Origin of the sequence: Streptosporangium sp. NPDC000239, from assembly GCF_040300765.1 — a bacterium.
Classification (GTDB): Bacteria; Actinomycetota; Actinomycetes; order Streptosporangiales; family Streptosporangiaceae; genus Streptosporangium.
Window position 1 is genome coordinate 1 of the sequence record NZ_JBEPEI010000035.1, and the last position, 25327, is coordinate 25327.

Sequence of the window (25327 nt, forward strand, 5' to 3'; positions counted from 1 at the left end):
GACTTCGTCCGCGAAGTCATCCACGACACCACCCCACCCTGCTGCGAGGACACCGCCCCCGACGGACTCGACGCCACAGCCGCCATCCCCGGCCTGGCCGGACCCTCCGGTTTGCCTCTGGTGACAGAAACCCTGCTCAAACATGGATTCTCGGACGAAGAGATCGTCAAGATCCTCGGCGACAATGTCCTGCGGTTGTTCCGCTCCGAACTGGGAAGGCCCGCATGAACCTCGATCTGATGCTCGACGACCTGGAGGAACTCGTCGTCTGTGAATCCTTCTCCGCCGACCACGAGGCACTGGCCCGCAGTGCCGCCGTGGTCGCGGACCAGGGGTTCAGAAGGCTCGGCGCGCGCCCCGAGACGATCGTGATCGGCGGTGTCCCCCACCTGCGCTGGACCTTCGGCACGCCCAGGGTCCTGCTGGTCGGCCACCACGACACCGTCTGGCCGATCGGCACGCTGCGTGAGCACCCGTGGTCGCTCGACGACGGGATCGCCCGGGGTCCCGGTGTCTTCGACATGAAGGCCGGGCTGGTGCAGACCTTCCACGCCCTGGCCTCCCTGCCCTCACCCGAGGGGGTGTGCGTGCTGGTGACCGGGGACGAGGAGGTCGGTTCGCAGACCTCGCGCGAGCTGATCGAGGAGTCGGCGCGCGGGTGCGCCGCGACCTTCGTCCTTGAGGCGAGCGCGGACGGCGGCGCGCTCAAGACCGCGCGCAAGGGCACCTCCGACTACCGGATCACCGTGCACGGCAGGGCCGCCCACGCGGGTCTCGAACCGGAGAAGGGGGTCAACGCCGGGATCGAGCTGGCCCACCAGATCCTGGCGCTCAGCACGATGGGCGAGGGGCCGACGACGGTGACCCCGACCGTGCTGTCCGGCGGGACCACGGTCAACACGGTGCCCGCGACCGCGGGGGTCTCCGTGGACGTGCGGGTGCCGAGCGTCGCCGAGCAGGACCGGATCGACCGGCTGGTCCGTGAGCTGCTCCCCCGGGTTCCCGGGGCGCGGATCGAGGTGAGCGGGGGGCCGAACCGTCCTCCGCTTGAGGAGACGTCCTCGGCGCGGCTGTTCGAGCTGGCCTGCGCGATCGCCGCGGATCTCGGCATGGAGCCGCTGCGCGGGGCCGCGGTCGGCGGCGCCTCGGACGGCAACTTCACCGCCGGGGTCGGCTGCCCGACGCTCGACGGGCTCGGCGCGGTCGGCGGCGGCGCGCACGCGCCGCACGAGCACGTGATCGTCGGGGAGATGCCCGCGCGGACGAGACTGCTGGCCGGGCTGATCACCTCCGTGCTGAAGAACGAGACCGTCTGACGGGCCCGCGATCCCTGGGCCGCCGTGCCGGGCCGTCCCCCACGGCCCTCCGCGCGGACCAACACTCCGCAATGGAAGGGGTTCGGAACTTTGCCCCCCCTTGGCCATGAATGGCCAGGAAATGGCAATTAGTCCGCCTAGGAAGATCGTCGGACCTCGGGGGAAGCTGGCGTGGTCACCAAGGGCGCCTGGTCGGTGCGGACCCGGTTGACACTGATCGCCGTCACCGTGGCCGCCCTGTCCGGCCTCACCCTCGCCCTGGTCGCCACCTTCTCCCTGTACGGCCTGGCGGGCAGTTTCCGGGCCCAGGAGATCGCCAACGCCGCTCTGGAGACCATCAACCTGACCGTCCGGGAGCAGTTACCCGCCGGGCTGCCCCAGGGGACCCTGGACGGCGTCCAGGTGCTCGACCCGTCGGGCCAGGTCCTGTCCTCGACGCCCAACCTGCACGGAAAGCCGCGGATGGCGAACTTCGTCCCCCCGCCGGGAGAGGTCAGCGCGGACAGGCAGGTGTGCGACAGCCCCGAGTTCCCCGGCAGGTGCATGGTCGTCGTGGCCTTCCGGGTCCACCAGGCGGGCGGCGACTGGATCATCTACGCCGCCGACGACGTCGTTCCCTGGTACGTCCATCCCGGCCTGTTCGCCGGCATCGTCGGCGTCAGCGTGACGCTGGTGCTGCTGGCCGGGGTCGGCGCCTACCAGACGGTCAACAGGGCGCTGGCCCCGGTGGACTCGATCAGAGGCGAACTGGCGGAGATCACCGCGACCGACCTCGGCCGCCGGGTGCCCGTCCCGTCCGACTCGGGGGAGATCAAACAGCTGGCCATCACGATCAACCAGACGCTCGACCGGCTTGAGGCGGCGGCCGAGCAGCAGCGCAGGTTCGCCTCGGACGCCTCGCACGACCTGCGCAGCCCGCTGACCGCGATGCGGGCGCAGGTGGAGGAGGCACTGCACTACCCGGAGGACACCGACTGGAAGGCGAAGGCCGGGGAGATGCTCGCCAGCCTGGACCGGCTCCAGGCCATCGTCTCCGACCTGCTGATGCTGGCCAGGCTCGACTCCGGCGCGCCCATGGCCCGCCAGCCGGTCGACCTGGGCGAGCTGTGCCGGGAGGAGATGACCCGCCGCAGGCGCGGTGTCGAGATGAACTGCCGCGCGGAGCCCGGCGTCGTGGTGCAGGGCAGCCGCCTGCGGCTGGTGCGGCTGCTGACGAACCTGCTGGACAACGCGGAACGGCACGCGACCTCGCGGGTCACGGTGACCGTGGCCGCCCGGGGGGACACGGCCGTGCTCGAAGTGCTCGACGACGGCGCGGGGATCGCCCGCGACCAGTGGGAGGTGGTCTTCCGCCGCTTCGCCCGGCTCGACGCCTCACGTAACAGGGACGCCGGGGGCACCGGACTGGGGCTGCCCATCGCCAGGGAGGTCGCCGAGGCGCACGGCGGAACCCTGGTGATCGAGGAGAGCGAGCGGGGTGCCCGGTTCGTCCTGCGCCTTCCCCTCAGCCGTTAACGGGCCCGGCGGGGCACCAGGACCAGGAGCATGGCCAGGGCGATCAGGCCGCCGCCGACCAGGACGGTCCAGGTGAGGCGTTCGCCGTACAGGGTGATGGCCAGGGCGGTGACCCAGAGGGGCTGGGCGGACAGGATCACCGCGGCGGGGGCGGCGGGCACGTGGGCCTGGCCGAAGGAGCGCGCCAGGAACCCCAGGGCGCAGGCCACGACCGACAGGTGGGCCATGGCGGCCCAGTCGGCGGCGGTCCGGGGCAGGGTGAGGCCGTCGGGCACGGCCAGCACCCCGGTCATGAGCGCGATGACGCCGAGCTGGATCACCGCGAGGGCGTAGGCGTCGCGTCCGGCGCCCTCGAAGTCGCCGAGCACGAGGGTGTGTCCTGCGTACAGCACGGCCGACAGCAGCGTGACGGCCAGGGCGAGCAGCGGTACCGACCCGCCCTCCGCCCCCCTGAGCAGGGTGAAGATCGTCATCGCGGCGGTGGCCAGCGCGACCGCGACCCAGGTGCGGAAGGGGACCTCCGCGCCGAGCAGGATCAGCCCGAGGACCGGGGTGATCACCACGTAGGAGCCGACGGTGAACCCGGAGACCGACGAGGGCAGGTCGTGCAGCGCGATCGCCTGCGCCGTCTGTCCCACACCGAACATCAGGCCGAGCAGGACGCCGGTCAGCCAGGTCTTCTCCGGCAGGCCGCGCAGGCAGCGTGGCCGCAGGGCGAGCAGGGCGATCGCGGCGACGGCGTAGCGCTCGGTGAGCAGGTCCGCGACGGGTACGCGGGCCATGAGGTCCTTCATCAGCGGGAAGGCCGACCCCCAGGCGGCGCTGACGAACAACAGAAGCACGGCTCCCATGAGGGGGCGGGGAGCGGAGACCGCTGCCATGCCAGCAGCATTCCATTACGCCCAGCTACCGGAGGGACGCGTAGTCCGTGGTGGAGTGGCCCGAATACCACGTTGAGTGAATGACCTCACCCCGGAGTAAGGGTCCTGTCACCCCTCAACCCCCGACCGCCCCTCGGGCGCCCCTCGGCGCGGAGAACGTTGAACGCGGCCCGTCCGGTCACGGGGGTACCGAGCCGGAGGGCCGCCGGAGTCGCCGGGGGTTTCCCGGAGCGCGAATCCACTGGACACGGGCACGGGCCGTCCCGGCGCTCCACGCGGGTCCGGGGTCGTTGGACGGCGCGGTCACGGGGGACAGGCCGTGGCCCGTCGTGGCCCAGCAGAGCCACCCCCAACTAACTATCAGGAAACTTTCTTAAAAGAAAGCATTGACGGACCTGGTGGGAGCGCATAGTTTCCAAAATCAACAACCCGTGGGGGGCCTCGGGGTTGGGGTAACTGCTGTGTTTCCTCATTCGGAGGTAGCTCTCCCATGTCCTCACGCTTACGCGCGGGCCTCGCGGCGGCCGGTGCGTCGTTCGCCCTGATCGCCTGCGCGCTCGCAGGCACGGCCACCGCCGCGGCCGACGACACGTCGTGCCGCCCCGACGGTCTCTACACCACCCCGGGCCTCGACGTGCCCTACTGCCAGGTCTACGACGAGTCGGGCCGGGAGAAGATGGGCGCGGACCACCCGCGCCGCATCATCGGCTACTTCACGAGCTGGCGGACCGGCAAGAACGGCCAGCCCTCCTACCTGGCCAAGAACATCCCCTGGGACAAGGTCACCCACATCAACTACGCGTTCGCGCACGTTGGCGCGGACAACAAGATCTCGGTCGGCGGTGACGGGGCCGACAACCCCTCCACCGGCATGGAGTGGCCGGGGATCGACACCATGGACCCGGCGCTGCCCTACAAGGGGCACTTCAACCTGCTGAACAAGTACAAGAAGGCCAACCCGAACGTCAAAACGCTGATCAGCGTCGGCGGCTGGGCGGAGACCGGCGGGTACATCGACGACACGGGCGAGCGCAAGCCGTCGGGTGGCTTCTACACGATGACCACCAACGCCGACGGCTCGGCCAACACGGCCGGGATCAACGCCTTCGCCGACTCCTCGGTCGCCTTCATCAGGAAGTACGGCTTCAACGGCGTCGACATCGACTACGAGTACCCGACGTCGATGAAGGACGCGGGCAACCCGCTCGACTGGCAGGTCGGCAACGCCCGCCGCGCCTCGCTGATGAAGAACTACGCGGTGCTGATGAAGACGCTGCGTGACAAGCTCAACGCGGCCTCGGCCGCCGACGGCAAGTACTACCTGCTCTCGGTCGCCGCGCCCTCCTCCGGCTACCTGCTGCGCGGCATGGAGACCTTCCAGGTCACCCAGTACCTGGACTACGTCAACATCATGTCCTACGACCTGCACGGCGCCTGGAACGAGTTCGTCGGCCCGAACGCGGCCCTCTACGACGACGGCAAGGACGCCGAGCTGGCCAAGTGGAACGTCTACAACACCGAGGCGTACGGCGGCATCGGCTACCTCAACACCGACTGGGCCTACCACTACTTCCGCGGTGCGATGCAGGCGGGCCGGATCAACATCGGCGTGCCGTACTACACCCGGGGATGGCGCAACGTCACCGGCGGCACCAACGGCCTGTGGGGCATCTCCAAGAGCACCAGCGGCTGCCCGATCGGCCTGACCACCTGTGGTGACGGCGCGCGCGGCATCGACAACCTCTGGCACGACCTGGAGAACAACAGCGAGGTCGGCGGCGGCGGCAACCCGCTCTGGCACGCCAAGAACCTGTTGGACGGCCGCGCCGGATCGTACGGCCCCGCCTACGGTCTCGACCCCAACAAGGCCGACGACAAGCTGACCGGCACCTACACCCGCAACTACAACCCGACCCTGGTCGCGCCCTGGCTGTGGAACGACAGCAAGAAGGTCTTCCTGTCCATGGAGGACGACCAGTCCATCGGCGTCAAGGCCAACTACGTCAAGGACAAGGGCATCGGCGGCCTGATGATCTGGGAGCTGGCCGGCGACTACGCCTGGGACTCCGCCAAGAGCGAGTGGTTCATGGGCAACACGCTCACCAGCCAGGTCTACGACGCCTTCAAGACGGCCACGCCGTACGGCGCGACCCGGGCGAAGGTCAGCATCCCCAACGAGAAGCTCGACGTGAGCGTGGACATCAGCGGGTTCCCCTCCGGTGACAGCAACTACCCGATCACCGGCAAGCTGAAGGTCACCAACAACTCCAAGACCACGATCCCCGGCGGCGCCGAGTTCCAGTGGGACTACGCCAGCTCCGCTCCGAAGACGGCCAAGGACCAGTCCGGCTACGGCCTGACCGTGATCAGCAGCGAGCACGGCGGCGGCAACAACATCGGCGGCCTGAAGGGCGACTTCAACCGGATCTCCTTCAAGCTGAAGGCCAACGAGTCGCTGGCGCCCGGCGCGTCGCTGAGCATGGACTACGTCTACTACCTGCCCGCCCCGGCCCCGGCCAACTTCACCGTGAGCTTCGGCGGCAAGACCTACGGCCTGACCGGTGACTACGCCCGCGGCGGCGTGGTGGTCAACCCGACGCCGACGCCGACCGGCAGCGGCGGCCCCGGCGGCGACTGCTCGGCTCCCCCGTGGTCGGCCGGTGAGGTCTACAACGGCGGCGCCAAGGTCTCGCACAAGGGTCACCTGTGGCAGGCCAAGTGGTGGACCCAGAACAACGAGCCGGGCACCAACTCCGTCTGGACCGACCTCGGCGTCTGCGCGACCCCCACTCCGACCGTCACTCCGACCGTCACGCCCACCGTCACCCCGACCGTTACGCCCACCGTGACGCCCACCGTCACCCCGACGGTGACGCCCACGGTGACCCCGACGGTCACCCCGACCGTTACGCCCACCGTGACGCCCACCGTCACCCCGACGGTCACCCCGACCGGGAACTACCCGGCCTGGAAGGCGGGGACGTCCTACTCCTCCGGCACCCGGGTCACCTTCTCGGGCGTCAACTACGAGTGCCGCCAGGCGCACACCTCCGCCGTGGGATGGGAGCCCACGAACGTGCCCGCGCTCTGGCAGCGCCTGAACTAGCCACCTCTCCCATCGGCGCCCGGCGATCCATTCCTGCCACGGATCGCCGGGCGCCCCCGTCTTTTCCGCCGCCTGCGGCTGTTCCGTGGCCGATTCCCGCCCCCGCCCACCAAGATGGGAGCATTACCGGAACACGACGAACCCACAGGAAGGCCACGATCGGTGAGGCGGCTACTGACTGTCCTGCTGCTCACGGGCACCGTGCTCCTGAGCGTGGTCACCCCGGCGCGGGCCCACAACATCCTGGTCGGCAGCGACCCCGAGGACGGCGCCTCGCTGGCCACGGCCCCCGGGCGGATCACCCTGACCTTCGACCAGCCGGTACGGCAGGGCTTCGCGCAGATCAGCGTGACCGGCCCCGGCGAGACCCGCTGGGAGGAGGGCAAGACCGCCGTCTCCGGCGCGAAGGTGAGCGTCGGGGTCAGGCCGCTCGGCCCCGCCGGGCAGTACGTGGTGGGCTACCGCATCCTGTCCTCTGACGGCCACCCGGTCTCTGACAAGGTGACCTTCACCCTGACCGCGGCCGGCACCGGCTCCCCCGCGCAGGCCGCCCCAGGCGCCCCTGAGGCCTCCGGCGCCCCGGCCCAGGAGCTCGACCTGAGCGCCCAGGCCGCCGAGGCCGCGCAGAACGGCGGCGCCGGGATGGCCGTGCTGTGGATCGTGGCCGCCCTCGTCCTGCTCGGCGGTGCGACCGTCGTCGCGATGCGCCGCAGCGGAGGACGGGAGGAGACCCGGTGACCGCGACGCTGGAGCGCTCCTCGGAGGCCGGATCGGTCAGGAGGCTGGTGGCCGGTGGCTTCGTCTCCGGCGCGCTGCTGGCCGTACTGGCCGCGACGACGCTGACCGCGGAGGCCGCCGTGCCGGGCATCGCCGTGCCCGGCACGGTCGTCGAGTACGGCCTGCCCGTGCTGCGGGTGCTGCTCGACCTGGCGGCGGTGGCGGTCGTCGGGCTCAGCGTGCTGCCGAGGATCCTCGGTTTCGACGACCCCGAGCGCACCGAACCGGTGATGCGCAGGGCCAGACCGGCCGCGGTGACGTTCGCCTGGGCGTGGGCGGTGCTGGCGCTGGTCGTCATCGTCTTCCAGACGGCCCAGCTCAACCCGGGGGCCGTCCCCACCCCGGCCATGATCGCCTCATACGTCAGCGAGGTCGGCGCGGGCCAGGGGATGCTCTTCAGCGCCGCCTGCGCCCTCGCCTACGCGGGCGTCGGGCTGCTGGCCGTACGGTTCGGGGAGAAGGTGCCCGCCGAGCTGCGGATCGTGATCGCCTTCTTCGGGCTGCTGCCGATCCCCGTCACCGGGCACGCGGTGAACTCGATATGGCACGACCCGATCATGATCTCGATGGAGCTGCACGTGATGGGCTCCGCCGCGTGGACCGGCGGGCTGCTGGCCATCATGCTGCTGGTCGCGCGGGACCGTGAGCTGCTGGCCGGGGTCCTGCCCAGGTTCTCCAGGCTGGCGACGCTGGCCCTGGTGCTGGTGAGCGTCTCCGGGCTGGTCAACGGCCTGGCCTCGATGGCCCTGACCCAGGGGGTCGAATTGCCCGGGGCCCTGCTCGACGGGCACTACGGGCTGCTGGTGATCGCCAAGGCCGTGTGCGTGGGGCTGCTGATCCCGTTCGCCGCCCACATCAGGTTCCGCCTGCTGCCGCGCATCGCCGCGCGGCAGGGGACGGCCGTCGTCGCGTGGGCGGCGGCGGAACTCACCGTGATGGGCCTGGCCTACGGGTTCGCGGTCGCCCTGACCACGGCCTCCATGTCCTGAGCCCGGAGCCTGAAGCGGGTCAGCGCCCACTCGGCGCCCAGCCAGAGCACCGCCAGCAGGACCCCGCCCGCCGCCAGGACCATCGGTGAGACCAGCGGCGGGGTGAGGTAGGCGGCGCTCTGCAGGCGCAGCGCCTGACCCACCACGACGGTGACCGCGAGCGATCCGGCCAGCGCCCGCAGCACCGGGTTCCTGATCAGGAACGCCAGGTCGACCATGAGCGCCCCGGCGATCAGGAAGACGGGCACCGCCGAGCGCGGGAAGCCCGTCACGGCGAGCAGCGGCCAGATGACGGCGCGGTAGGCGACGTAGGAGGCGGCGACGGCGGTCGCGGTGAGGACGCGTCCCGTCATCGCGCGGGCGACGACCAGGACGATCATGGCCGCGGCCACCCCGTAGACCGGGTAGAGCTCGTCCGGCACCGGGAGCGAGAACTTGACCACCATGTCCCGGTCAATGGCGCGGCCCATCTGGTCGGCGGCGAACTGCAGCAGGATGGGTTCGGCCTCGGGCCGGCCCCGGTCCCAGGCGGCGATGCCGAACACGCCGTACTCCTGGTGCTGGGCCGGGAACCAGACGTTCTCCAGCAGGAAGACGCCCAGGGCGCCGAGGACCAGTGTGCGGGTGCGCCCGGGAGGCGCCCCCGTGAACCATCCCCTGGTCACACCGGAGACCATCAGCAGCGTGCCGATGTAGAGCATCATGTGCGACGGGCTCCACGAGGTGATGTCGAGCCCGTTGACGCGGTGGTTGATCAGGTCCAGCGGGACGGCGATGAGGAAGACCGCGGTTCCCCAGCCGATGAGCCGCTGCGCGGTCCTGTCCACGCCGTAACCGGTGTAGAGGTGGATGATCGTGAGCGTGAGCGCGATGGCGGTGCCGACGCTGTTGAGCAGGTGCGGCGGCGCCAGGTCGTCACGGAGCCACTTGAAGTGCCAGGAGACGTCCCAGGAGGCGCCCAGGACCTTGAAGGAGAAGGCGACCAGCCAGCCGAAATAGAGCACCCGGAACAGGTCCTCCGGGGTCTGCCTGCCCGCTTTTCCCCTGGTCCAGTAGGGCAGGGCCCACTGGATGGCCTGTGTGGCGCTTCGTTTTGGACTCACGACGAACTTCACGCGCGAAATGATGCCCGTCCTTTACCTTGGTCCGCAATCAGGAACATCCCTGAGAGATCGGCAGGGGTTAGTCCCATACGAAGATGCTTGCACCCTTCAGGGGCTTTTGTCGCCACTTGCCCCCTATGTTCTCACTGTCGGACCGTCTCAGGTCGCTCTCAGGCTGCCCTCAGTAAGCTCGCCGCATGAAGCTCGCGGGCAAGCCTGTCGCCGGAATCACGCTGGTCACCGTACTGGTGGCCGCCGTGATCACCTGGGTCCTGTGGCCGTCGGCCCAGGGGACACACCCCCGGGAACAGAGCGTCACGGTGCTCGACGGTCCCCGTGACGACCAGCAGGTCACGCTGGACGCCACGTTCTTCCCGCCCGCCGGGGGCGGCAGGGCCCCCGCGGTGCTGCTGGCCCACGGCTTCGGCGGCAGCAAGGAGAGCGTGCGCGAGGCGGCCGTACGGCTGGCCGGGGAGGGCTACGCCGTACTGACCTGGTCCGCCCGTGGCTTCGGCCGCTCGACGGGACAGATCGCGCTCAACTCCCCCGACTACGAGGTCAAGGACGTGCGGCAGCTCCTCGACTGGCTGGCCAGGCGGCCCGAGGTCAGTCTCGACGCGGCCGGAGACCCGAAGGTCGGCGTCGCGGGAGGCTCATACGGCGGCGCCATCGCGCTGATGGCCGCCGCGTACGACAACCGGATCGACGCGATCGTCCCCCAGATCACCTGGCACGACCTGGCCGACGCGCTGTTCCCCGAGGCGGGCGGGCGGGGCCCGCTGAACGGGGTGTTCAAGCGGATGTGGGCCGGACTGTTCTTCAGCAGGGGCGGCACCTCCCCCGCTCCCGGCCCGCTGCGGGGCGCCACCCCCACCGGCGAGGCGCCTCCGGCGAGCGCGCAGGAGGTCAGGTGCGGCCGGTTCCTGCCCGAGTTGTGCGACGTCTACCAGCGGATCGCCGAGACGGGCCGGGCGACGCCGGAGGCGATCGAGACCCTGCGCAGGTCGAGCCCCGTCTCCGTGCCCGGCAGGATCAAGGTCCCCACCCTGCTGCTGCAGGGGACGCGTGACTCGCTCTTCCCCCTGGGCCAGGCCGACGCCAACGCCAGGGCCGTGGCCGCGACCGGCGCCCCGGTGGCCGTCGCCTGGTTCGACGGCGGCCACGACGGCGGCGACGGCGAGGCCGACTGGATCCACGAGCGGACCACCGCCTGGTTCGCCCGCTATCTGAAGGGGGATGCCGGGCAGGCCACCGTCCCGTTCACCGTCACCCGCGACGGCGGGCGCGACCCGGGCACCCGCCGTCCCGTCCAGTTGCACGCCACCGCCCCCGCCTACCCCGGCCTGTACGGCGCCGCGACGACCCAGGTCGCCCTGACCGGGCCCGCCCAGCCGGTCGCCAACCCGCCGGGCGGCTCCCCCTCCTCGATCTCCTCCGTCCCCGGGTTCGGCGGCCTCGGCGGTTCGCCCGGGGTGAGCCTGTCCACCGAGATGGCGGGCCAGAGCGCCCACTTCGACTCCGCCCCGCTCACCGCCCCGCTCCAGGTCACCGGCAGCTCGACGGTCCGGGTCCGGGTGCGGGCCGAGGGCACCGGAGGCACCGGAGGCACCGGAGGCAAGGTCTCCGAGGAGGGCGTGACGCTGTTCGCCAAGCTCTACGACGCCGGACCGGGTGGCCAGGCCCCGATCCTGCCCGACGGCCTGGTGGCCCCGGTGCGCGTCGCCCTCTCCCCGGACGGTACGGGCGAGGCCACCGTCGCGCTGCCCGCCGTCGACCACCGCTTCGACGCCGGGCACCGGCTGCGGGTCGCCTTCACCACGACCGACCTCGGCTACAGCACCCCGGCCGCCCCTGCCGTCTACCAGGTGGAGCTGGCCGCGCCCACGCTGACCGTCCCGGTGGACGCCGCGCTGCGGACCCCGCAGAACGGCCCGTCCTGGTGGACGTGGGCGCTGCCCGCAGCCGCCGTCGTGGCCGCCGCGGTCCTGCTGCTCACCGGGCGCAGGCGCCGCCGTACGGACCACGATCCGTCCCTGGCCGACGTCCCGCTGCGGATCGACGGCCTGACCAAGGCCTACCGCAACGGCGAACGGGCGGTCGACGACCTGTCCTTCACCGTGGAACGCGGCCAGGTGCTCGGCCTGCTGGGCCCGAACGGGGCGGGAAAGACAACGACCATGCGGATGATGATGGGTCTGATCCACCCCGACGCGGGCGAGATCAGGATCTTCGGCCACCGGATCTCCCCCGGCGCCGCCGTGCTGTCGCGGCTGGGGTCGTTCGTCGAGGGGCCCGGCTTCCTGCCGCACCTGACGGGACGGGCCAACCTGGAGCTCTACTGGAAGGCGACCGGCCGCCCCGAACACGACGCGCACTTCGCCGAGGCCCTGGAGATCGCCGGGCTCGGCGCCGCGCTGGACCGGGCGGTCCGGACCTACTCCCAGGGCATGCGCCAGCGCCTGGCCATCGCCCAGGCCATGCTCGGCCTGCCCGACCTGCTGGTGCTCGACGAACCAGCCAACGGCCTCGACCCGCCGCAGATCAGGGAGATGCGCGAGGTGCTGATCGCCTACGCGGCGCGGGGCCGTACGGTCATCGTCTCCAGCCACCTGCTGGCCGAGGTCGAGCAGACCTGCAGCCACGTGGTGGTCATGCGCCGGGGACGCCTGGTCACCGCGGGCCCGGTGCGCGACCTGCTGGGCGAGCACACCTCGGGTGGCTCGGGTGGCGGCTCCGGCAGCCGCCTTGAGGACGTGTTCCTTGACCTGATCGGGGAGAAGGCATGAGCGAGATCCTGACGCGGACCGGTTCGCCGGTCGAGGAGGTCCCCGAGGGCCCGGGGCGGGGCGAGGGCCAGGCGGCCGGTTACCTGCCCGGCCGTACGCTGCCGCTGTCGGTCGAGTTCGCCAGGCAGCTCAGGCGGCGCCGCACACTGGTGATGTTCGGCCTGCTGCTGGCGTTGCCGTGGATCCTGGTGGCCGCCTTCCAGCTCGGCGCCGGGTCCGGTCAGCCCTCCGGGGTGCCGCGCCTGTCCGACCTGGCGACCGAGGGCGGCCTGAACTTCGCGGCGTTCGCGCTGTCGGTCTCGGCGAGCTTCCTGCTGGCGGTGGCGGTCGCGCTGTTCTGCGGCGACACGGTGGCCAGTGAGGCGAGCTGGTCCTCGCTGCGTTACCTGCTGGCCGCCCCGGTCCCCCGCGACCGGCTGCTGCGGCAGAAGCTGGTGGTCGCCCTGACCTACTCGGCGGCGGCGGTCGTCTGCCTGCCGGCGATGGCGTTGCTCGCCGGGACCCTGGTGTTCGGCTGGCACGACGTGCGGGTGCCGGGCACCGGCGAGACGGTCGCCGCCCTGGACGTGCTGCCCCGCTTCGGAGTCGTGGTCGGCTACGTGCTGGTCAGCCAGTTCGTGGTAGCCGCGCTCGCCTTCCTGCTCTCGGTCGGCACGGACTCGCCCCTGGGCGCCGTCGGCGGAGCGGTCGGCCTGGTGATCGTCAGCGGCATCCTGCAGGCGGTCGACGCCCTCGGCTCGCTGCGGGAGTTCCTGCCGACGTTCTGGAGCACGGCGTGGCTGGACGCCCTCGCGCCGCAACCCGACTACGGCGGCATGGTCAAGGGCGTGGCCGTCTCGGTCACCTACTCGGTGGTCCTGGTCGCCCTCGCCTTCCGCCGGTTCCGGCGCAAGGACGTGGTTTCGTGATCCCCGGCCGCCCCTACCAGTGGGGCGGCCGGTCCTCCAGAAGCCTGTCGTCGTCGCTGGGCTCACGCCAGGTGCCCCAGCCGATGTCGGTGTCGTCCCCTGTCTGGTCAGGCAGGATCGGCGGGCCGTCGTCGGAGAGATCGACGGGACGCAGATCGTCGGGATGCAGGTCGTCGGGCTCAAGCGAAGTCACGGGTCCATGCTAGCCAGCGTCGCGCCGACTCCTCCGCGCCACGAGCTGACGGATGGGGAAACTCCTGCCCGCTTTGCGGCCTCAGGGACAGCCGGCCGCCCGGACGGGTACGATTCGGATGGTCAGGTGTCAAGCTACCCCCGTGAGGCGGCCATGGCAGCGCCATCAGGATGGCGGCGAGACGGCAATCTCCCGAACGAGCTCACCAGCTTCGTCGGGCGCACCAGGCTCCTGACCATCCTGCGGCAACGGCTGCGCGAGCACCGCCTCGTCACCGTGACCGGCATCGGCGGGGTCGGCAAGTCGCGTACGGCGCTGCGCATCGCGCACCAGATGCGCGACCAGTTCAAGGACGGCGTCTGGTTCGCCGACATCGCCAGGCAGCGTGACCCGAGGATGCTCAGGCACACGATCAACTCGGCCCTGGGCATCGCCGACCAGTCGTCGCGCTCCGCCGAGGAGGCGCTGGTCGAGTGGCTGAACGACCGCGAGGTCCTGCTGGTCATCGACGCCTGCGAGCATGTCGACTCGGCCTGCGCCGAGCTCTTCGAGGAGCTGCTGACCCGCGCGAGCGGCCTGACCATCCTGGCGACCAGCCGTCACTCGCTCAACGCCAGGGGCGAGCACACGGTCACCGTCCCGCCGCTGACGGTGCCGGGCAGCGTGCCGGGCGAGAACGTCTTCACCAACGAGGCCCTGCTGCTGTTCGCCGCGCGGGCGAGCGCGGTGGTGCCCGGCTTCGAGCTCGACGAGCGCAACGTCGGCTCCGTCAGCGAGCTGTGCCGCCGTCTCGACGGCATCCCGCTGGCCATCGAGCTGGCGGCGGTGCGGCTGCGGGCGCTGTCCGTCGAGCAGATGCTCGACCTGCTGGCCGACCGGTTCAGCCTGCTGGCGGGCGCCAGCCGTACGGCGCTGCCCAGGCACCAGACGCTGCGTGCGGCGATCGGCTGGAGCCACGAGCTGTGCGAGCCCGCCGAACGACTGTTATGGGCGCGGCTTTCGGTGTTCGCGGGCGACTTCGAGCTGGACGCCGTCCACTACGTCTGCGCCGGGGACAACCTTCCCCACGAGACGATCGTGGACCTCATCAGCAGCCTGGTCGAGAAGTCGATCCTGCTGAGCGACGGCACCCCGTCCGGGCACCGCTACCGGCTGATCGACACGCTGCGCGACTACGGCGAGGAGTGGCTCAAGCACCTCGACGAGCGGGAGCGCATCAGGGAACGGCACCGCGACTACTACCTGCAGCTGGCCTACCGGAGCGAGGAGGCCTGGTCGGGTCCCCGTCAGGTCTACTGGCACGTCCGGATGCGTCACGAGCACGACAACATCAGGGTCGCCCTCGACTACTGCCTGAACACCCCGGGTCAGGTGCTCTCCGGGCTGAAGCTGCTGTCGTCGCTGTGGTTCATGTGGGTGGCCTGCGGGCTGGCGCGCGAGGGCAGGCTCTACCTTGAGAAGACCCTGGAGCTCTCGCCCGAGCCGAGTCCCGAGCGTTGCAAGGCGTTGTGGGTGCTCTCCTACATCCACAGCGCCCAGGGCGACATCACCGGCGCCATCGCGGCGGCCGAACAGTGCAGCGCGGACGCGGTGCGCGTCGGCGACTCGGGCGCGGTGATCCTGGCCACCAAGATGCTCGGCACGGCCGCCTTCCTCCAGAACGACCTGCACAAGGCCAGCGCGCTGCTCGGCGTCGCCATCGAGTTCCACAAGAGCGGCCGGGAGCTGAACCCCGGTCTGCTGCCCTCGATCGTCGAGCTGTCGATGGTGCTGCTCATGCAGGGTGACCCCGGCGAGGCCGAGACACTGCTGCGCGACTGCATCACCGTGTGCACCCAGCGCGGTGAGCTGTGGCTGCGTTCCTACGCCATCTACGCGCTGGCCAGCGTCCACCAGGCGATGGGCCAGACCACCGAGGCCATGACGAACGCGCGTGAGGCGCTGCGTCTCAAGCGTTACTTCCACGACGTCCTGGGCATCGGCCTGGCGATCGAGGTGGTCGCCAGGCAGGCGCTTGAGGCCGGTCAGCCGGAGCTGGCCTCGCGCCTGATGGGCGGTGGCCAGGCGAACTGGCGCACGTTCGGGATGCCCCAGCTCGGTTCGCCCTTCTTCAACGCCGAGCACGACCGCTGCGTCAAGGAGTGCAAGAGCCTGCTGGGTGAGCAGGAGCACGAGAAGGCCTTCGCCGCGGGCAAGAAGCTGGGTCTGGAGGAGCTGATCGAGCTCGCACTCGGAGAGCAGGAGAGCGACGACCGGCTCCCCCAGGACTGAGCGCTCGGTTCACTCCTCGGCGATCCGCTGCCGCCAGGCCATCGTGTAGCGGGAACTGGTCAGTGAGTAGTCGACGCTTCCGCTGATCCAGAACTCCAGGCCGCGCACGTACGCGTGCACCGCCTCCGAGCCGAGTGCCTCCAGCGTGGGGCGCCGCTCGATCATGTCGGTTATGGCCTTGTTGCGCATCATGCCGATCCGCTCCATCGCGGCCTGCCTGGAGACCCCGCCGTGTACGGCCAGCACGTTCACCAGGTTGTTCCTGGCGTTGCCGCTCTCGCTCTCCTTGGCGTAGGAGATGAGGTCGTTGTCCCACACGACGACGTCGTTGGCGCTCTCGGTGATCGCGCGCACGGCGGGGTGCCGCCACTCGGCGGGGGTCAGGCGATGGCCCGCGGCGATGTCGATCAGGGCGAAGACCGTGAGCATGGCACCGGTCCTGCGCCGCATGAACAGGTAGTCCTCGATGGAGGGGACCACCTCGTCCTCACGGTTGGCCGCCTCCCAGACCTGCGCGAAGAGGTAGTCCTTCGTGACGGAGCACCAGCGGTCGAGCTGGTCGCCGTCGGCGTGCGCGGAGATCCTGTTCTTGATCTCCAGCAGCATCCTGGCGAATCTGTCGTCGACCTCGTATCCACCGTCCAGTCCTTCGAGGACGGCGTAGAACTGGGGCAGCGCGCGGGCTATCTCGGCGGCTCTGCGGTCGGACTCGCAGAAGGCGTCGTCGAAGGCGAACAGCCACACGCACCAGTCGGTCACCAGGCGGAGCAGGTCGTGCTCCGCGTAGGGGTAGGTCCGGCCACCCAGCCAGCCGTACCTCGCCTGTCTGTAGCGCTCGACCGTTTCGGCGTCCTTGAGCATTCCCGAGGCGATGAGCCAGTCCAGGGTCTCCCGGTCGACTCTCTCGACGTGGGGACTCACCTCACTCGGGAAGGGGCAGGGCAGCGGGGGGATGTGCAGACGCCGATCGGACTGAGGTGTAGTAGTAGTTCCCACCTGTCAAGGATCCCCGAACGCCACATGATTTCAATATGTCGCCATATAGGAGACATCACTAATCAGGGTAACGTTCGAACCATTTCAGATACTGCTCGTGGCCGAACATCCGGGCGGTCTCCCGCGCGGACGGGGTCCCCTGGTCCGGATCGGCGCCCGCGTCCAGAAGCGCCTTGATCACCTCGGGCTCCTTCTTGAAGACCGCTCCGGACAGCGGGGTCTGGCCCCGGTCGTTCGCCCGGCCGGGATCGGCGCCGAGGGCGGTCAGCGCCCTGACGGTCTCGGCGTGGCCGTGGTAGGCGGCGAGCATCACCAGGGTGTCGCCCCTGTCGTTGGTCAGGTTGGCCGGCACCCCGGCCTCGACGTACGCGCGGAGTCTGTCGGTCTCACCAGCCCTGGCCAGGTCGAACAGGCGGGTGGCGAACTCCTCCAGCTCAGGGTCGGACTGCATGGGAACCATTCTGCCCCGGTAGGGTTCCCAGTGATCGCCGGGGTGCGTGGAATTCACCGGACGGCCCAGGGGTTCATGCTGTGGAGAGACGACCGACGAAAGGCTGGGAGACGGTGTTCGACCCGACGGATCTCTACCGGCTCAGCGGAGAGATCCCTGAACTGACCGATCCGGTGCTTCTCTACCACTTCGACGGGTTCGTAGACGCGGGCGGCGCCGGACGGCTCGCCCTCGGTCACCTGCTGGGCGAGCTTGAGCACCGCGTCGTGGCCACGTTCGACGTGGACCGCCTGCTCGACTACCGGTCCCGGCGCCCGATCATGACCTTCGACACCGACCGCTGGGTGTCCGTGGAGAGCCACGAGCTCGCCCTGCACCTGGTCCACGACACGACGGGAACCCCGTTCCTGCTGCTCACCGGCCCCGAGCCGGACCGCGAGTGGGAGCTGTTCACCGAGGCCGTCGGCACGCTCGTCACCAGGCTCGGCATCGGCAGGCTGGTGACCCTGCACGGCATCCCGATGGCCGTGCCGCACACCCGTCCGCTCGGGATCACCGGCCACGCCAGCCGTCCCGAGCTGGTCTCCGGCCACAACAGCGCCTTCGGCAGGGTCCAGGTCCCCGGGAGCGCGGCCGCGCTGGTGGAGTTCCGGCTCGGCGCCCGGGGGCACGACACCCTGGGTTACGCCGTGCACGTCCCGCACTACCTCGCCCAGGCGGAGTACCCCGCGGCGGCCCTGACGGCGCTGGAGGCGGTCACCAGGAGCACCGGCCTGGTGTTCCCGCTGGACGGCCTGCGTGAGGCGGCGGCCAGGACCGACAGCGAGATCGCCGAGCAGATCAGCGCCTCCGAGGAGCTCTCGACGGCCATCACCGGCCTGGAGCAGCAGTACGACGCCTTCGCGGCGGGCGCGCAGCGCGAGAACCTGATGGCCGAGTCCTCCGAGATGCCGACCGGCGACGAGCTCGCCGCCCAGTTCGAGGCCTTCCTCGCCGAGCGTGACGAGCAGCGCGGTGACTGACCGGGCCCGGCGGGTGCCCGGCGATGGGTGAGACGGTGCCCGCCCTGCGCGTCGGTCTCGCCGGGTACGGCGTCGCCGGGGCGCTCTTCCACGCCCCGCTGATCGCCGCGACCCCCGGCCTGAGCCTGTCCGCCGTGGTGACACGCTCTCCGGAACGGGCCGCCGAGGTCGCCAGGAAGTACGGCGCGCGGGCGGTCGGCGACGCCGCGGAACTGTGGGGCGTCTGCGACCTGGTGGTGGTCGCCTCCCCCAACCGCACCCACGTCCCGCTGGCCGAGGCGGCGCTGCGCGCGGGGGTGCCGGTCGTGGTCGACAAGCCGCTGGCGGCGACCGCGGCGCAGGCCCGGGGGCTGGCGGAGCTGGCGCGTGAGCGCGGCCTGATGCTGACCGTGTTCCAGAACCGGCGCTGGGACGGCGACTTCCTGACGATCCGGCGGCTGCTGTCGTCGGGGGAGCTCGGCACGGTGAACCGCCTGGAGTCCCGGTTCGAGCGGTGGCGGCCCGTGCCGAAGGGCGGCTGGCGTGAGTCGGGCGGCGCCGAGGAGGTGGGTGGCCTGCTGTACGACCTCGGCAGCCATCTGGTGGACCAGGCGCTGAGCCTGCTCGGCCCGGTGACGCGTGTCTACGCCGAGTCCGACGCCCGGCGGCCCGGGGTCGCCGCCGACGACGACACCTTCGTCGCGCTGACGCACCTCTCGGGCGCCCGCTCCCATCTGTGGATGAGCGCGCTCTCGCCCATGCCCGGCCCGCGTTTCCTGGTCGCGGGCTCACGGGCCGGATACTCCAAGCACGGTCTCGACGTGCAGGAGGAACGGCTGCGCGCCGGGCTCTCCCCGAGCGTCCCCGGCTTCGGTGACGAACCGCCGCAGCGGTGGGGCACGATGGGGGCCGGTGACGACCTCCATCCGGTCCGCACCGAACCCGGCGCCTATCTCGACTTCTACCGTGGCGTCGTGGCGAGCCTGCGCGAGGGGGCGCCCGCGCCGGTCGACCCCGAGGAGGCGATCGAGACCCTCACCGTCCTTGAGGCCGCCCGCCGCTCGGCCACGGAGGGCCTGGTCGTCGGGCTCTAGTCCCGCAGGCGTGCGCGCAGGGCTCCGGTGTCGTCCTCGTTCCACCCCTGGGCGCCCAGCCAGGTCAGCGGGCCGCCGAACCGGTTGTCGAGCACGTCGAGGAACTGCTGGATGTACTCCGCGCGCGGCCGGTGGTCGGAGTCCGGACGGGAGTCGAGGTCGGCACGGTAGGTGGGGCTGGAACGCAGGCGCGCCAGGATGTGGTCGATGCGGTCGCCGGTGGCGACGTAGTCGGCGACGATCGCCTCCCGGGTGACCCCGGCGACCTCAAGGGCGAGGGCGGTGACCACGCCGGTGCGGTCCTTGCCCGCCGCGCAGTGCACGATGGCGGCGCCGTCGTCGTGGGCCAGGGCCCGCAGCGCGGCCACGACCGAGTCGGGGCGCTCGCGAAGGTAGCCGTAGTAGTAGCCGGTCACCCGCAGCTCGGCGAGGGTGTCCTCGTCCATCTCCTGCCAGGGAAGCACCCGGTCCGCGTCGATCCTGTCGGCGTCGACGTCGGTGTTCACGCCGCCCTCGGCGAAGAGGGTGAGATGGTGGATGCTCACCTCGGGGAAGCGGGTGAGCGGTCCAGGGCCCTCCAGGGTCACCTCGGCCACCGAGCGCAGGTCGACGACGTGGCGAAGCCCGAGGTCGCCGACGAGCAGGCCGAGGTCGCGTTCCGTCAGCGCCTGCAGGTTGTCCGACCGGTACACCCGGCCGAAGCGTGTGGTCCCGCCGTCCTTCGTCGCGAGCCCGCCGAGGTCGCGCACGTTGACGGCACCTTCAAGATGAATCCATCGCGTCAGTTCGTTCATCACTGCTGAGCTTATACGTCAAGGTATGACCAAGCAGTGAACGTCTGGGGCAGATTGCCGCAAATGACAACCCCCATTGGGCGATGCCCTTTCCCGGGATACCGTCGCGCCGTATACCGCCCTCAGGAGGTCGCCTGCCCCAGGCACTCCTGCGCCCTGCGGAGGAGTTCGAGCACCCGGCCCACACCTCCCTGGTTGCCGAGGCTGCGGTAGATGTCCTGGGCCTGTTCGAGCAGGGGCAGGGCCGCCTCGCAGTCGCCCGCCTCCAGGTGCGTCTCGCCGAGGTAGCGCAGGCTCCTGGCCATCCACCAGCGGTCGCCCAGTTCCTCGAACTGCCGTACGGCCCGCGTCAGCGCCTGCTGCGCCTCCCCGGTACGGCCCAGCCTGCCGTGGGCGCGTCCCGCGGAAAGCTCGGCCCTGGCCACGCCCCAGGAGTCGCCGAGCGCGGTCAGCATCTCGGCGGCCCGCCGTACGTAGATCAGCTCGCGCAGTCCGTTGGCCGGGTTGCCCACCTCGCCGGCCGCGCGCAGGCACCTGGCCTCCTCCCACAGCTCTCCGCGCAGCCGGAACATCTCCGCGGCCCGGTCCAGGCTGAACCCGGCCCGGGTGAAGTTCTCCCCTGCGGCCTTGGCCTCTCCCTGGCTCTCCAGCGCCCGCGCGGTCGCGCCGAGCACCTCGCCGTAGACACGCAGGGTCTGCGCCTCCGAGTAGCGGTTACGGTCGTGCTGGAAGACCGCCAGGGCGTCCTCAAGCGGCTCTGCGGCCTCCTCCGGCCTGCGCTGGGCGAGTCTGAGCTCGGCCAGGTTGCGCTGACTCCTGGCCGTCCACCAGCGGTCGTCCTCCGCCTTGAACGCGGCGATCGCCTCGTTCAGGTAGCCCTGGGCCCGGTCGAGGTTGCCGTCGTTGAACAGGGTCATGCCGACCGAGCGCATCGCCCGCGCCGCCCACCACGACTCCCCCAGCTCGGTGAAGATGTCCAGTGCCCTCTCGGCGTCCTGCCTGGCGCTGTCGCGGCCGCCCTGCCCGCCGGCGACCGCGGCCCGGTCCAGCAGCGCGATGCCCAGGGCCCGCCGGTCGTCCAGCCGGGTCGCGGCCTCGCAGACGATCTCGGCGACCGCGCGCCAGTCGGACCAGTAGGCCCGCAGCGAGTGACACAGCGAGCAGAAGGCACGGCCCAGGCTCCAGGCCAGCTCCCACATCTCCAGGCTCTTCGCCTGGTGGATCATGGCGACCAGGGTGCGGCGCTCGGCGTTGAGCCAGTCGGCGGCCGAGGCCTGGGTCAGCTCACCCGAGACGGCCAGGTCCGCCCGCCTGCCGCTGCGGCCCCAGTCCTGCGGCCACCGGGCCACCGCGGCGCCCTCGGCCCGGCGTCGGTAACCGGACAGCACCCGTTCGATGGCCGCCCTTCTCTGCACGTCGTCGTCGCGGGCGAAGGTCACCTCGCGGGCGAAGATCCGGACCAGGTCGTGCAGGCGGTAGCGCATCGCGCCGGAGAAGTCGACGCCTGCGGAGTCGGCGAGCTGGGCGTCGATGAGCGCCTCAAGCTGGTCGGCCCCCTCAAGCTCCGAGGCCGCCAGCAGCTCTCCGGGCACCCAGCCGGGCACGTCGGGGGCGGTGAGCAGGCTGAGCATGCGCAGCAGGCGGCGCTGGATGCCGGTGCAGTCGTCGTAGCTGAGCTGGAGCGAGGCCCGCACGCTCCGGTCCTGCCCGCCGCGCAGTTCGAGCTGGTCCAGGCGGCGCCGTTCGTCCCTGAGGCGGTCGGCCAGCTGGCGCAGGGTCCAGTTCTCCCGGGTGGCCAGGCGCCCGCCGCAGATGCTGATGGCCAGCGGGAGGTGGTCGCACATCCGTACGATCTCGTCGGCCGCCTCAAGGTCGGCGGCGACCCGCTCGCCTCCGGCCAGCCTGGCCAGCAGTTCGACGCCCTGCGCCGAGCTGAACACCGACAGCTGTTTGTCGTAGGCGTTGAGCAGGAACAGCGGGTTCCTGGAGGTGACCATGACCACGCATCCGGGGTCGGCCGGGATCAGGTCCCTGACCTGGCTCGCCTCCTGGGCGTTGTCCAGGCCGATCAGGATGCGCTTGCCCTTGGTCCAGGTCAGCCAGAGCCTGCGCAGCTCGGTCAGGCCCCCGGGGTCGGTGGTCAGCCGCACGCCCAGCGCGCGCAGGAAGCCGATCAGCACCTCCTCCGGGCGGACCGGCGCCTCGATCGTGCCGCGCAGGTCGGCGTGGAGCCTCCCGTCGGGGAAGCGGTCGGCGACCTCCTGGCCGAACCTGGCGATGAGCGCGGACTTGCCCACCCCGCCTCTGCCGTACACCGAGATGACCAGCGGCGCGAGGGGCTCGGTGCGGGAGCGGTCGCGGTGGCGTTCGGTGAACACCCGGCGCAGTTCGGCCAGTGACTCCACGCGCCCGGTGAAGTGCGCCGGCCTCGGCGGCCACTGGTCGGGCGGGCGCCAGAACGCCCCGTCGTCCGCGACGGTCTCCTCCCGGCGCGGTCTTGAGGTCGCCCAGGCGATCGCCCCGGCCAGCATGCCGGAGACCATGACGATCGCGGCCCTCCACCACGGTGAGAGGGAGACCACGTCCGGCAGCGCCGTCAGGACGCTGGCGCCGGTGGCGGCGATCGCCAGCGCCGCCGGGGCCGCCAGCGGTATCCGTCGCCTCGGCGAGGCGGTGTCACGACGAGCAGGCACCTTCGGCGGACCGGGCATTCACACCCTCCGGAGAGAAGCACACCACGGCGCGGCCCCCCGACTCAGCCGACGCGTCGTCTCTGCCTCGATTCAACCAGACACCCGGCGGACGGGGGCGCCCACCGAGGGACTGATCATCCGATAGAGCGATATCTCGGAAAATTGATGATTTATCACTGTGCAGCGGAACACAGAGGCCTCCTCGCGAGAGCCCTCTCGCGAGGAGGCCGTGGGGTGGTCAGGTCACAGGCCGACCACGTGACAGGTCGCCCTGGCGGTCTTGGACGGGTCGCTCTCCGAGGTCGCGGTCAGCGTGACCTTGGCCAGGCGCGAGCCGCCCGAGGCCCGCTGGGCGTTGACGGCCACGAGGGTCCGGTCGCCGAAGCCGGCGGTCGCGAGCTGGTTGGGCAGCGTGGCCGTCCAGCCCCTGCCCTCGACGCTCGCCGACAGGCGGTAGACGTCCTCACCGAGGTAGGCGCTCACGTCCTCGGGGTGGCTCCCCTGGGCGGGAGCCTTCCTGCCGGTGTTGAACAGCGGGAAGCGGCAGGTGGACAGTCCCCGGTCCGTGGGCAGCCCGGCCGCGGGCAGCAGCCGTACCCCGCGCTTCTGGGGACCGGCGCCGTCCAGGGAGCGGATCGCCACCGTGTAGGACAGGACGCCCTTGCGGTCGCGCTCCACGTCGAGGACGTAGAAGTGGAGCCGGTTGGCCTGGTCCACGTACTCGAACTCGGAGCCCGAGTCGCTGCCCGCGTGGAACAGGGCGTCCGACAGCTGACGGTAGTCGCCGATCGTGATGGGTACGGCGGTGCCGTCCGGCAGGACGTAGTCGGTCATCCCGATGTCCTGCGGGTTGGCGTCCACGACCCACTCGAAGGGCGCGCTGTCCACGTTCTTGGTCTTGGCCAGCAGCACACCCGAGTCGGGGGTGAAGGAGTCGGCGCCCATCCGGTCGACGACCTCGACGGTGTAGTTGTCGTAGCCGCCGCCGTCGCAGAACGGGTCCTTCGTGACGTCGCAGGCGGGGCTCCGGTCTCCGGTGCCGAAGGCGATGTTGACGCCGGACAGGTCACGCGGCCCGGGCTGTACGGCTCGCGCGGTCACCCTGGCCACGACGAGACCCGACTGGGCCAGGGCGTCGCGGGACAGGCGCAGCACGTTCCGCTCGTCGACCATCTCCAGCTTGATCTTGTTGCGGAGCATGTGCTGGGCGCCCATGGAGCCACCCGAGGTCGGCGGGATCAGCCAGCGGCTGTGCGGTCCGCCGGGGCCGTTGAAGCTGCCCCGGCTGAGCATCTCCCAGACACCGGTGTAGGCGCGGCGCGGCGGCACCCCGAACGGGTTGTTGTAGTTGTCGCCGATGCCGAGGATGTGGCTGAACTCGTGGGCGTAGACGCCCTGCCCGGAGCTCTCCGCCTGGGTCGAGGAGCCGCCTCCGGCGTTGGGCCAGATGGAGGAGGCCGACGCCCAGGAGGTCCAGTCCACGTAGCGGGTCCTCGCCCAGTTGGGCAGCGCGGCATCGGGCGGGCCGAAGTCGTCGGTCACCGCCTCCTTGGTCGGGAACTTGATCGACCCGAACTCCTGCCAGGTGGCCGACTCGTCCTGACCGGCGCTCAGGTAGAAGACGAAGTCGAAGCCCGCGGGGACATCCTGTCCCTCGGCCGAGGTCCAGGCGGCCCGCCCGTCGGTCCTGATGTTCTTGTTGCAGGTCGCCCCGGCCGGGCAGCCGGTGCCGCTCTGGAACTCCATGCCGTACTCGTACGACTTGCCGGGCATCTCGTACGGGCCGAATGCGGTCAGGTCGACGCCGTAGCGCCCGCCGGAGTCCTCCATCCAGTATTCGTGAATGGTGTGTCCCCGGTTGAGCTGGTTCGGGGTGTTGAGGAAGTCCTTGTAGAACTGGGCGACCTTGTCACGCGGGACGTCGTGGGCCTCGGCGCTGGGGTTCCTGAAGACGGTCGAGCCCTTGGGCTGGGTGACCACGAACGGCTGGTTGGCGTAGTCGAGCAGGACGAGCGCGCCGCGGAAGGTCCGCTTCGAGCCCTTGACCGAGGGGTCGGCCCACTTGGTCCCCGGCGGCTTGCGGTAGTCGGCCCACGTCATGTGGTCCGGGTTCTTCCAGTTCTGCGGGTCGATGGGCGGCGGTCCGGTGGGCCTGCCGCGTAGCGCGGTGGCACCGCCGGGTTCGTCCTGCTGCCACGGCTGGGTCTGGGGCCACTGGTCGAGGCGCCACGGGTGCTCGGGGTCGGGCGACGGATCGGCGGAGGCGGGGGCCGCGGCGAGTCCGATCGGGAGCAGCACGACGGCCGCGATCAACGCTTTCAGTAACCTGGGGGGACGAGTCACGACAAATGACGCTATAGATCGCTTTCGCGCCGATCAATCGACTTCTGTAGGAAGGTCGTCTGTCAGGTGTAGGAAGATAATCTCCCACACTTCGTCGGCGCGGCCGTTTG

At 70.8% G+C, this 25327-nt stretch carries 19 protein-coding genes; 11 read left to right on the plus strand and 8 right to left on the minus strand.

Annotated features, from left to right (window positions below):
- From ABT340_RS41410 to ABT340_RS41420, 3 genes are all read left to right on the plus strand, one after another.
- The coding region (locus ABT340_RS41410) for a membrane dipeptidase (RefSeq protein WP_352016429.1) at positions 1–228 on the plus strand (228 nt) is incomplete at its 5' end.
- The gene (locus ABT340_RS41415) at positions 225–1316 is read left to right on the plus strand and encodes a M20 family metallopeptidase (RefSeq protein WP_352016430.1); all 1092 of its coding nucleotides are present in this window, start codon (positions 225–227) and stop codon (positions 1314–1316) included. The genes ABT340_RS41410 and ABT340_RS41415, both read left to right, overlap by 4 nt.
- Before the next feature lie 171 nt (positions 1317–1487).
- Positions 1488–2831: a sensor histidine kinase gene (locus ABT340_RS41420; protein WP_352016431.1), complete on the plus strand. Its 1344-nt coding sequence runs from the start codon at positions 1488–1490 to the stop codon at positions 2829–2831.
- On the opposite strand, the gene ABT340_RS41425 is transcribed toward ABT340_RS41420, so the two are convergent.
- Positions 2828–3712, minus strand: a complete 885-nt coding sequence (locus ABT340_RS41425) for a DMT family transporter (RefSeq protein ID WP_352016432.1) — start codon at positions 3710–3712, stop codon at positions 2828–2830. The genes ABT340_RS41420 and ABT340_RS41425 overlap by 4 nt on opposite strands.
- Positions 3713–4202: 490 nt before the next feature.
- On the opposite strand from ABT340_RS41425, the gene ABT340_RS41430 reads away from it, so the two are divergent.
- From ABT340_RS41430 to ABT340_RS41440, 3 genes are all read left to right on the plus strand, one after another.
- Positions 4203–6818, plus strand: a complete 2616-nt coding sequence (locus ABT340_RS41430; protein WP_352016433.1) for a chitinase C-terminal domain-containing protein — start codon at positions 4203–4205, stop codon at positions 6816–6818.
- A gap of 162 nt (positions 6819–6980) precedes the next feature.
- Entirely contained in the window at positions 6981–7556 is a 576-nt protein-coding gene (locus ABT340_RS41435; protein WP_352016434.1) for a copper resistance CopC family protein, read from the plus strand.
- Positions 7553–8584, plus strand: a complete 1032-nt coding sequence (locus ABT340_RS41440; protein ID WP_352016435.1) for a CopD family protein — start codon at positions 7553–7555, stop codon at positions 8582–8584. Before ABT340_RS41435 ends, ABT340_RS41440 begins: the two co-directional genes overlap by 4 nt.
- Here ABT340_RS41440 and ABT340_RS41445 read toward each other — a convergent pair.
- The gene (locus ABT340_RS41445; RefSeq protein ID WP_352016436.1) at positions 8542–9699 is read right to left on the minus strand and encodes a hypothetical protein; all 1158 of its coding nucleotides are present in this window, start codon (positions 9697–9699) and stop codon (positions 8542–8544) included. The genes ABT340_RS41440 and ABT340_RS41445 overlap by 43 nt on opposite strands.
- A 185-nt stretch (positions 9700–9884) precedes the next feature.
- On the opposite strand from ABT340_RS41445, the gene ABT340_RS41450 reads away from it, so the two are divergent.
- Together ABT340_RS41450 and ABT340_RS41455 are read left to right on the plus strand one after the other, a co-directional pair.
- Positions 9885–12473 (plus strand): alpha/beta fold hydrolase, encoded by a 2589-nt coding sequence (locus tag ABT340_RS41450; RefSeq protein ID WP_352016437.1) that lies wholly within the window; start codon positions 9885–9887, stop codon positions 12471–12473.
- A complete protein-coding gene (locus tag ABT340_RS41455) occupies positions 12470–13381 on the plus strand; it encodes an ABC transporter permease (protein ID WP_352016438.1) in 912 nt (303 codons plus the stop codon). Before ABT340_RS41450 ends, ABT340_RS41455 begins: the two co-directional genes overlap by 4 nt.
- Positions 13382–13394: 13 nt before the next feature.
- Here ABT340_RS41455 and ABT340_RS41460 read toward each other — a convergent pair whose 3' ends face one another.
- The gene (locus tag ABT340_RS41460; RefSeq protein ID WP_352016439.1) at positions 13395–13574 is read right to left on the minus strand and encodes a hypothetical protein; all 180 of its coding nucleotides are present in this window, start codon (positions 13572–13574) and stop codon (positions 13395–13397) included.
- A 153-nt stretch (positions 13575–13727) separates the two neighbouring features.
- Here ABT340_RS41460 and ABT340_RS41465 point away from each other — a divergent pair, with 153 nt between their 5' ends.
- Positions 13728–15845: an ATP-binding protein gene (locus ABT340_RS41465; protein WP_352016440.1), complete on the plus strand. Its 2118-nt coding sequence runs from the start codon at positions 13728–13730 to the stop codon at positions 15843–15845.
- Between the two features lie 9 nt (positions 15846–15854).
- On the opposite strand, the gene ABT340_RS41470 is transcribed toward ABT340_RS41465, so the two are convergent.
- Both ABT340_RS41470 and ABT340_RS41475 read right to left on the minus strand, forming a co-directional pair.
- The gene (locus tag ABT340_RS41470; protein WP_352016441.1) at positions 15855–16766 is read right to left on the minus strand and encodes a 4-epi-cubebol synthase; all 912 of its coding nucleotides are present in this window, start codon (positions 16764–16766) and stop codon (positions 15855–15857) included.
- A 133-nt stretch (positions 16767–16899) separates the two neighbouring features.
- Entirely contained in the window at positions 16900–17301 is a 402-nt protein-coding gene (locus ABT340_RS41475; protein ID WP_352016442.1) for an ankyrin repeat domain-containing protein, read from the minus strand.
- A 104-nt stretch (positions 17302–17405) separates the two neighbouring features.
- On the opposite strand from ABT340_RS41475, the gene ABT340_RS41480 reads away from it, so the two are divergent.
- Both ABT340_RS41480 and ABT340_RS41485 read left to right on the plus strand, forming a co-directional pair.
- Positions 17406–18314: a proteasome assembly chaperone family protein gene (locus ABT340_RS41480; RefSeq protein WP_352016476.1), complete on the plus strand. Its 909-nt coding sequence runs from the start codon at positions 17406–17408 to the stop codon at positions 18312–18314.
- 23 nt (positions 18315–18337) lie between these two features.
- Entirely contained in the window at positions 18338–19387 is a 1050-nt protein-coding gene (locus tag ABT340_RS41485) for a Gfo/Idh/MocA family oxidoreductase (protein ID WP_352016443.1), read from the plus strand.
- Here the strand turns inward: ABT340_RS41485 and ABT340_RS41490 are convergent.
- From ABT340_RS41490 to ABT340_RS41500, 3 genes are all read right to left on the minus strand, one after another.
- On the minus strand, positions 19384–20181 hold the full coding sequence (locus ABT340_RS41490) for a tyrosine-protein phosphatase (RefSeq protein WP_352016444.1): 798 nt from the start codon (positions 20179–20181) through the stop codon (positions 19384–19386). The two genes, ABT340_RS41485 and ABT340_RS41490, sit on opposite strands and share 4 nt — an antisense overlap.
- A gap of 122 nt (positions 20182–20303) precedes the next feature.
- Positions 20304–22892, minus strand: a complete 2589-nt coding sequence (locus tag ABT340_RS41495) for a tetratricopeptide repeat protein (protein WP_352016445.1) — start codon at positions 22890–22892, stop codon at positions 20304–20306.
- Positions 22893–23117: 225 nt separating this feature from the next.
- A complete protein-coding gene (locus ABT340_RS41500; RefSeq protein ID WP_352016446.1) occupies positions 23118–25217 on the minus strand; it encodes a M6 family metalloprotease domain-containing protein in 2100 nt (699 codons plus the stop codon).
- Positions 25218–25327: the final 110 nt, after the last annotated feature.

What these genes read in the sequence shown, in the direction of transcription:
- ABT340_RS41490 (WP_352016444.1), bottom strand. Translation starts at nt 20,181, where the DNA reads ATGAACGAACTGACGCGATGGATTCATCTTGAAGGTGCCGTCAACGTG.
- ABT340_RS41430 (WP_352016433.1), top strand. Translation starts at nt 4,203, where the DNA reads ATGTCCTCACGCTTACGCGCGGGCCTCGCGGCGGCCGGTGCGTCGTTC.
- ABT340_RS41475 (WP_352016442.1), bottom strand. Translation starts at nt 17,301, where the DNA reads ATGGTTCCCATGCAGTCCGACCCTGAGCTGGAGGAGTTCGCCACCCGC.
- ABT340_RS41450 (WP_352016437.1), top strand. Translation starts at nt 9,885, where the DNA reads ATGAAGCTCGCGGGCAAGCCTGTCGCCGGAATCACGCTGGTCACCGTA.
- ABT340_RS41465 (WP_352016440.1), top strand. Translation starts at nt 13,728, where the DNA reads ATGGCAGCGCCATCAGGATGGCGGCGAGACGGCAATCTCCCGAACGAG.
- ABT340_RS41425 (WP_352016432.1), bottom strand. Translation starts at nt 3,712, where the DNA reads ATGGCAGCGGTCTCCGCTCCCCGCCCCCTCATGGGAGCCGTGCTTCTG.
- ABT340_RS41415 (WP_352016430.1), top strand. Translation starts at nt 225, where the DNA reads ATGAACCTCGATCTGATGCTCGACGACCTGGAGGAACTCGTCGTCTGT.
- ABT340_RS41495 (WP_352016445.1), bottom strand. Translation starts at nt 22,892, where the DNA reads ATGCCCGGTCCGCCGAAGGTGCCTGCTCGTCGTGACACCGCCTCGCCG.
- ABT340_RS41455 (WP_352016438.1), top strand. Translation starts at nt 12,470, where the DNA reads ATGAGCGAGATCCTGACGCGGACCGGTTCGCCGGTCGAGGAGGTCCCC.
- ABT340_RS41485 (WP_352016443.1), top strand. Translation starts at nt 18,338, where the DNA reads ATGGGTGAGACGGTGCCCGCCCTGCGCGTCGGTCTCGCCGGGTACGGC.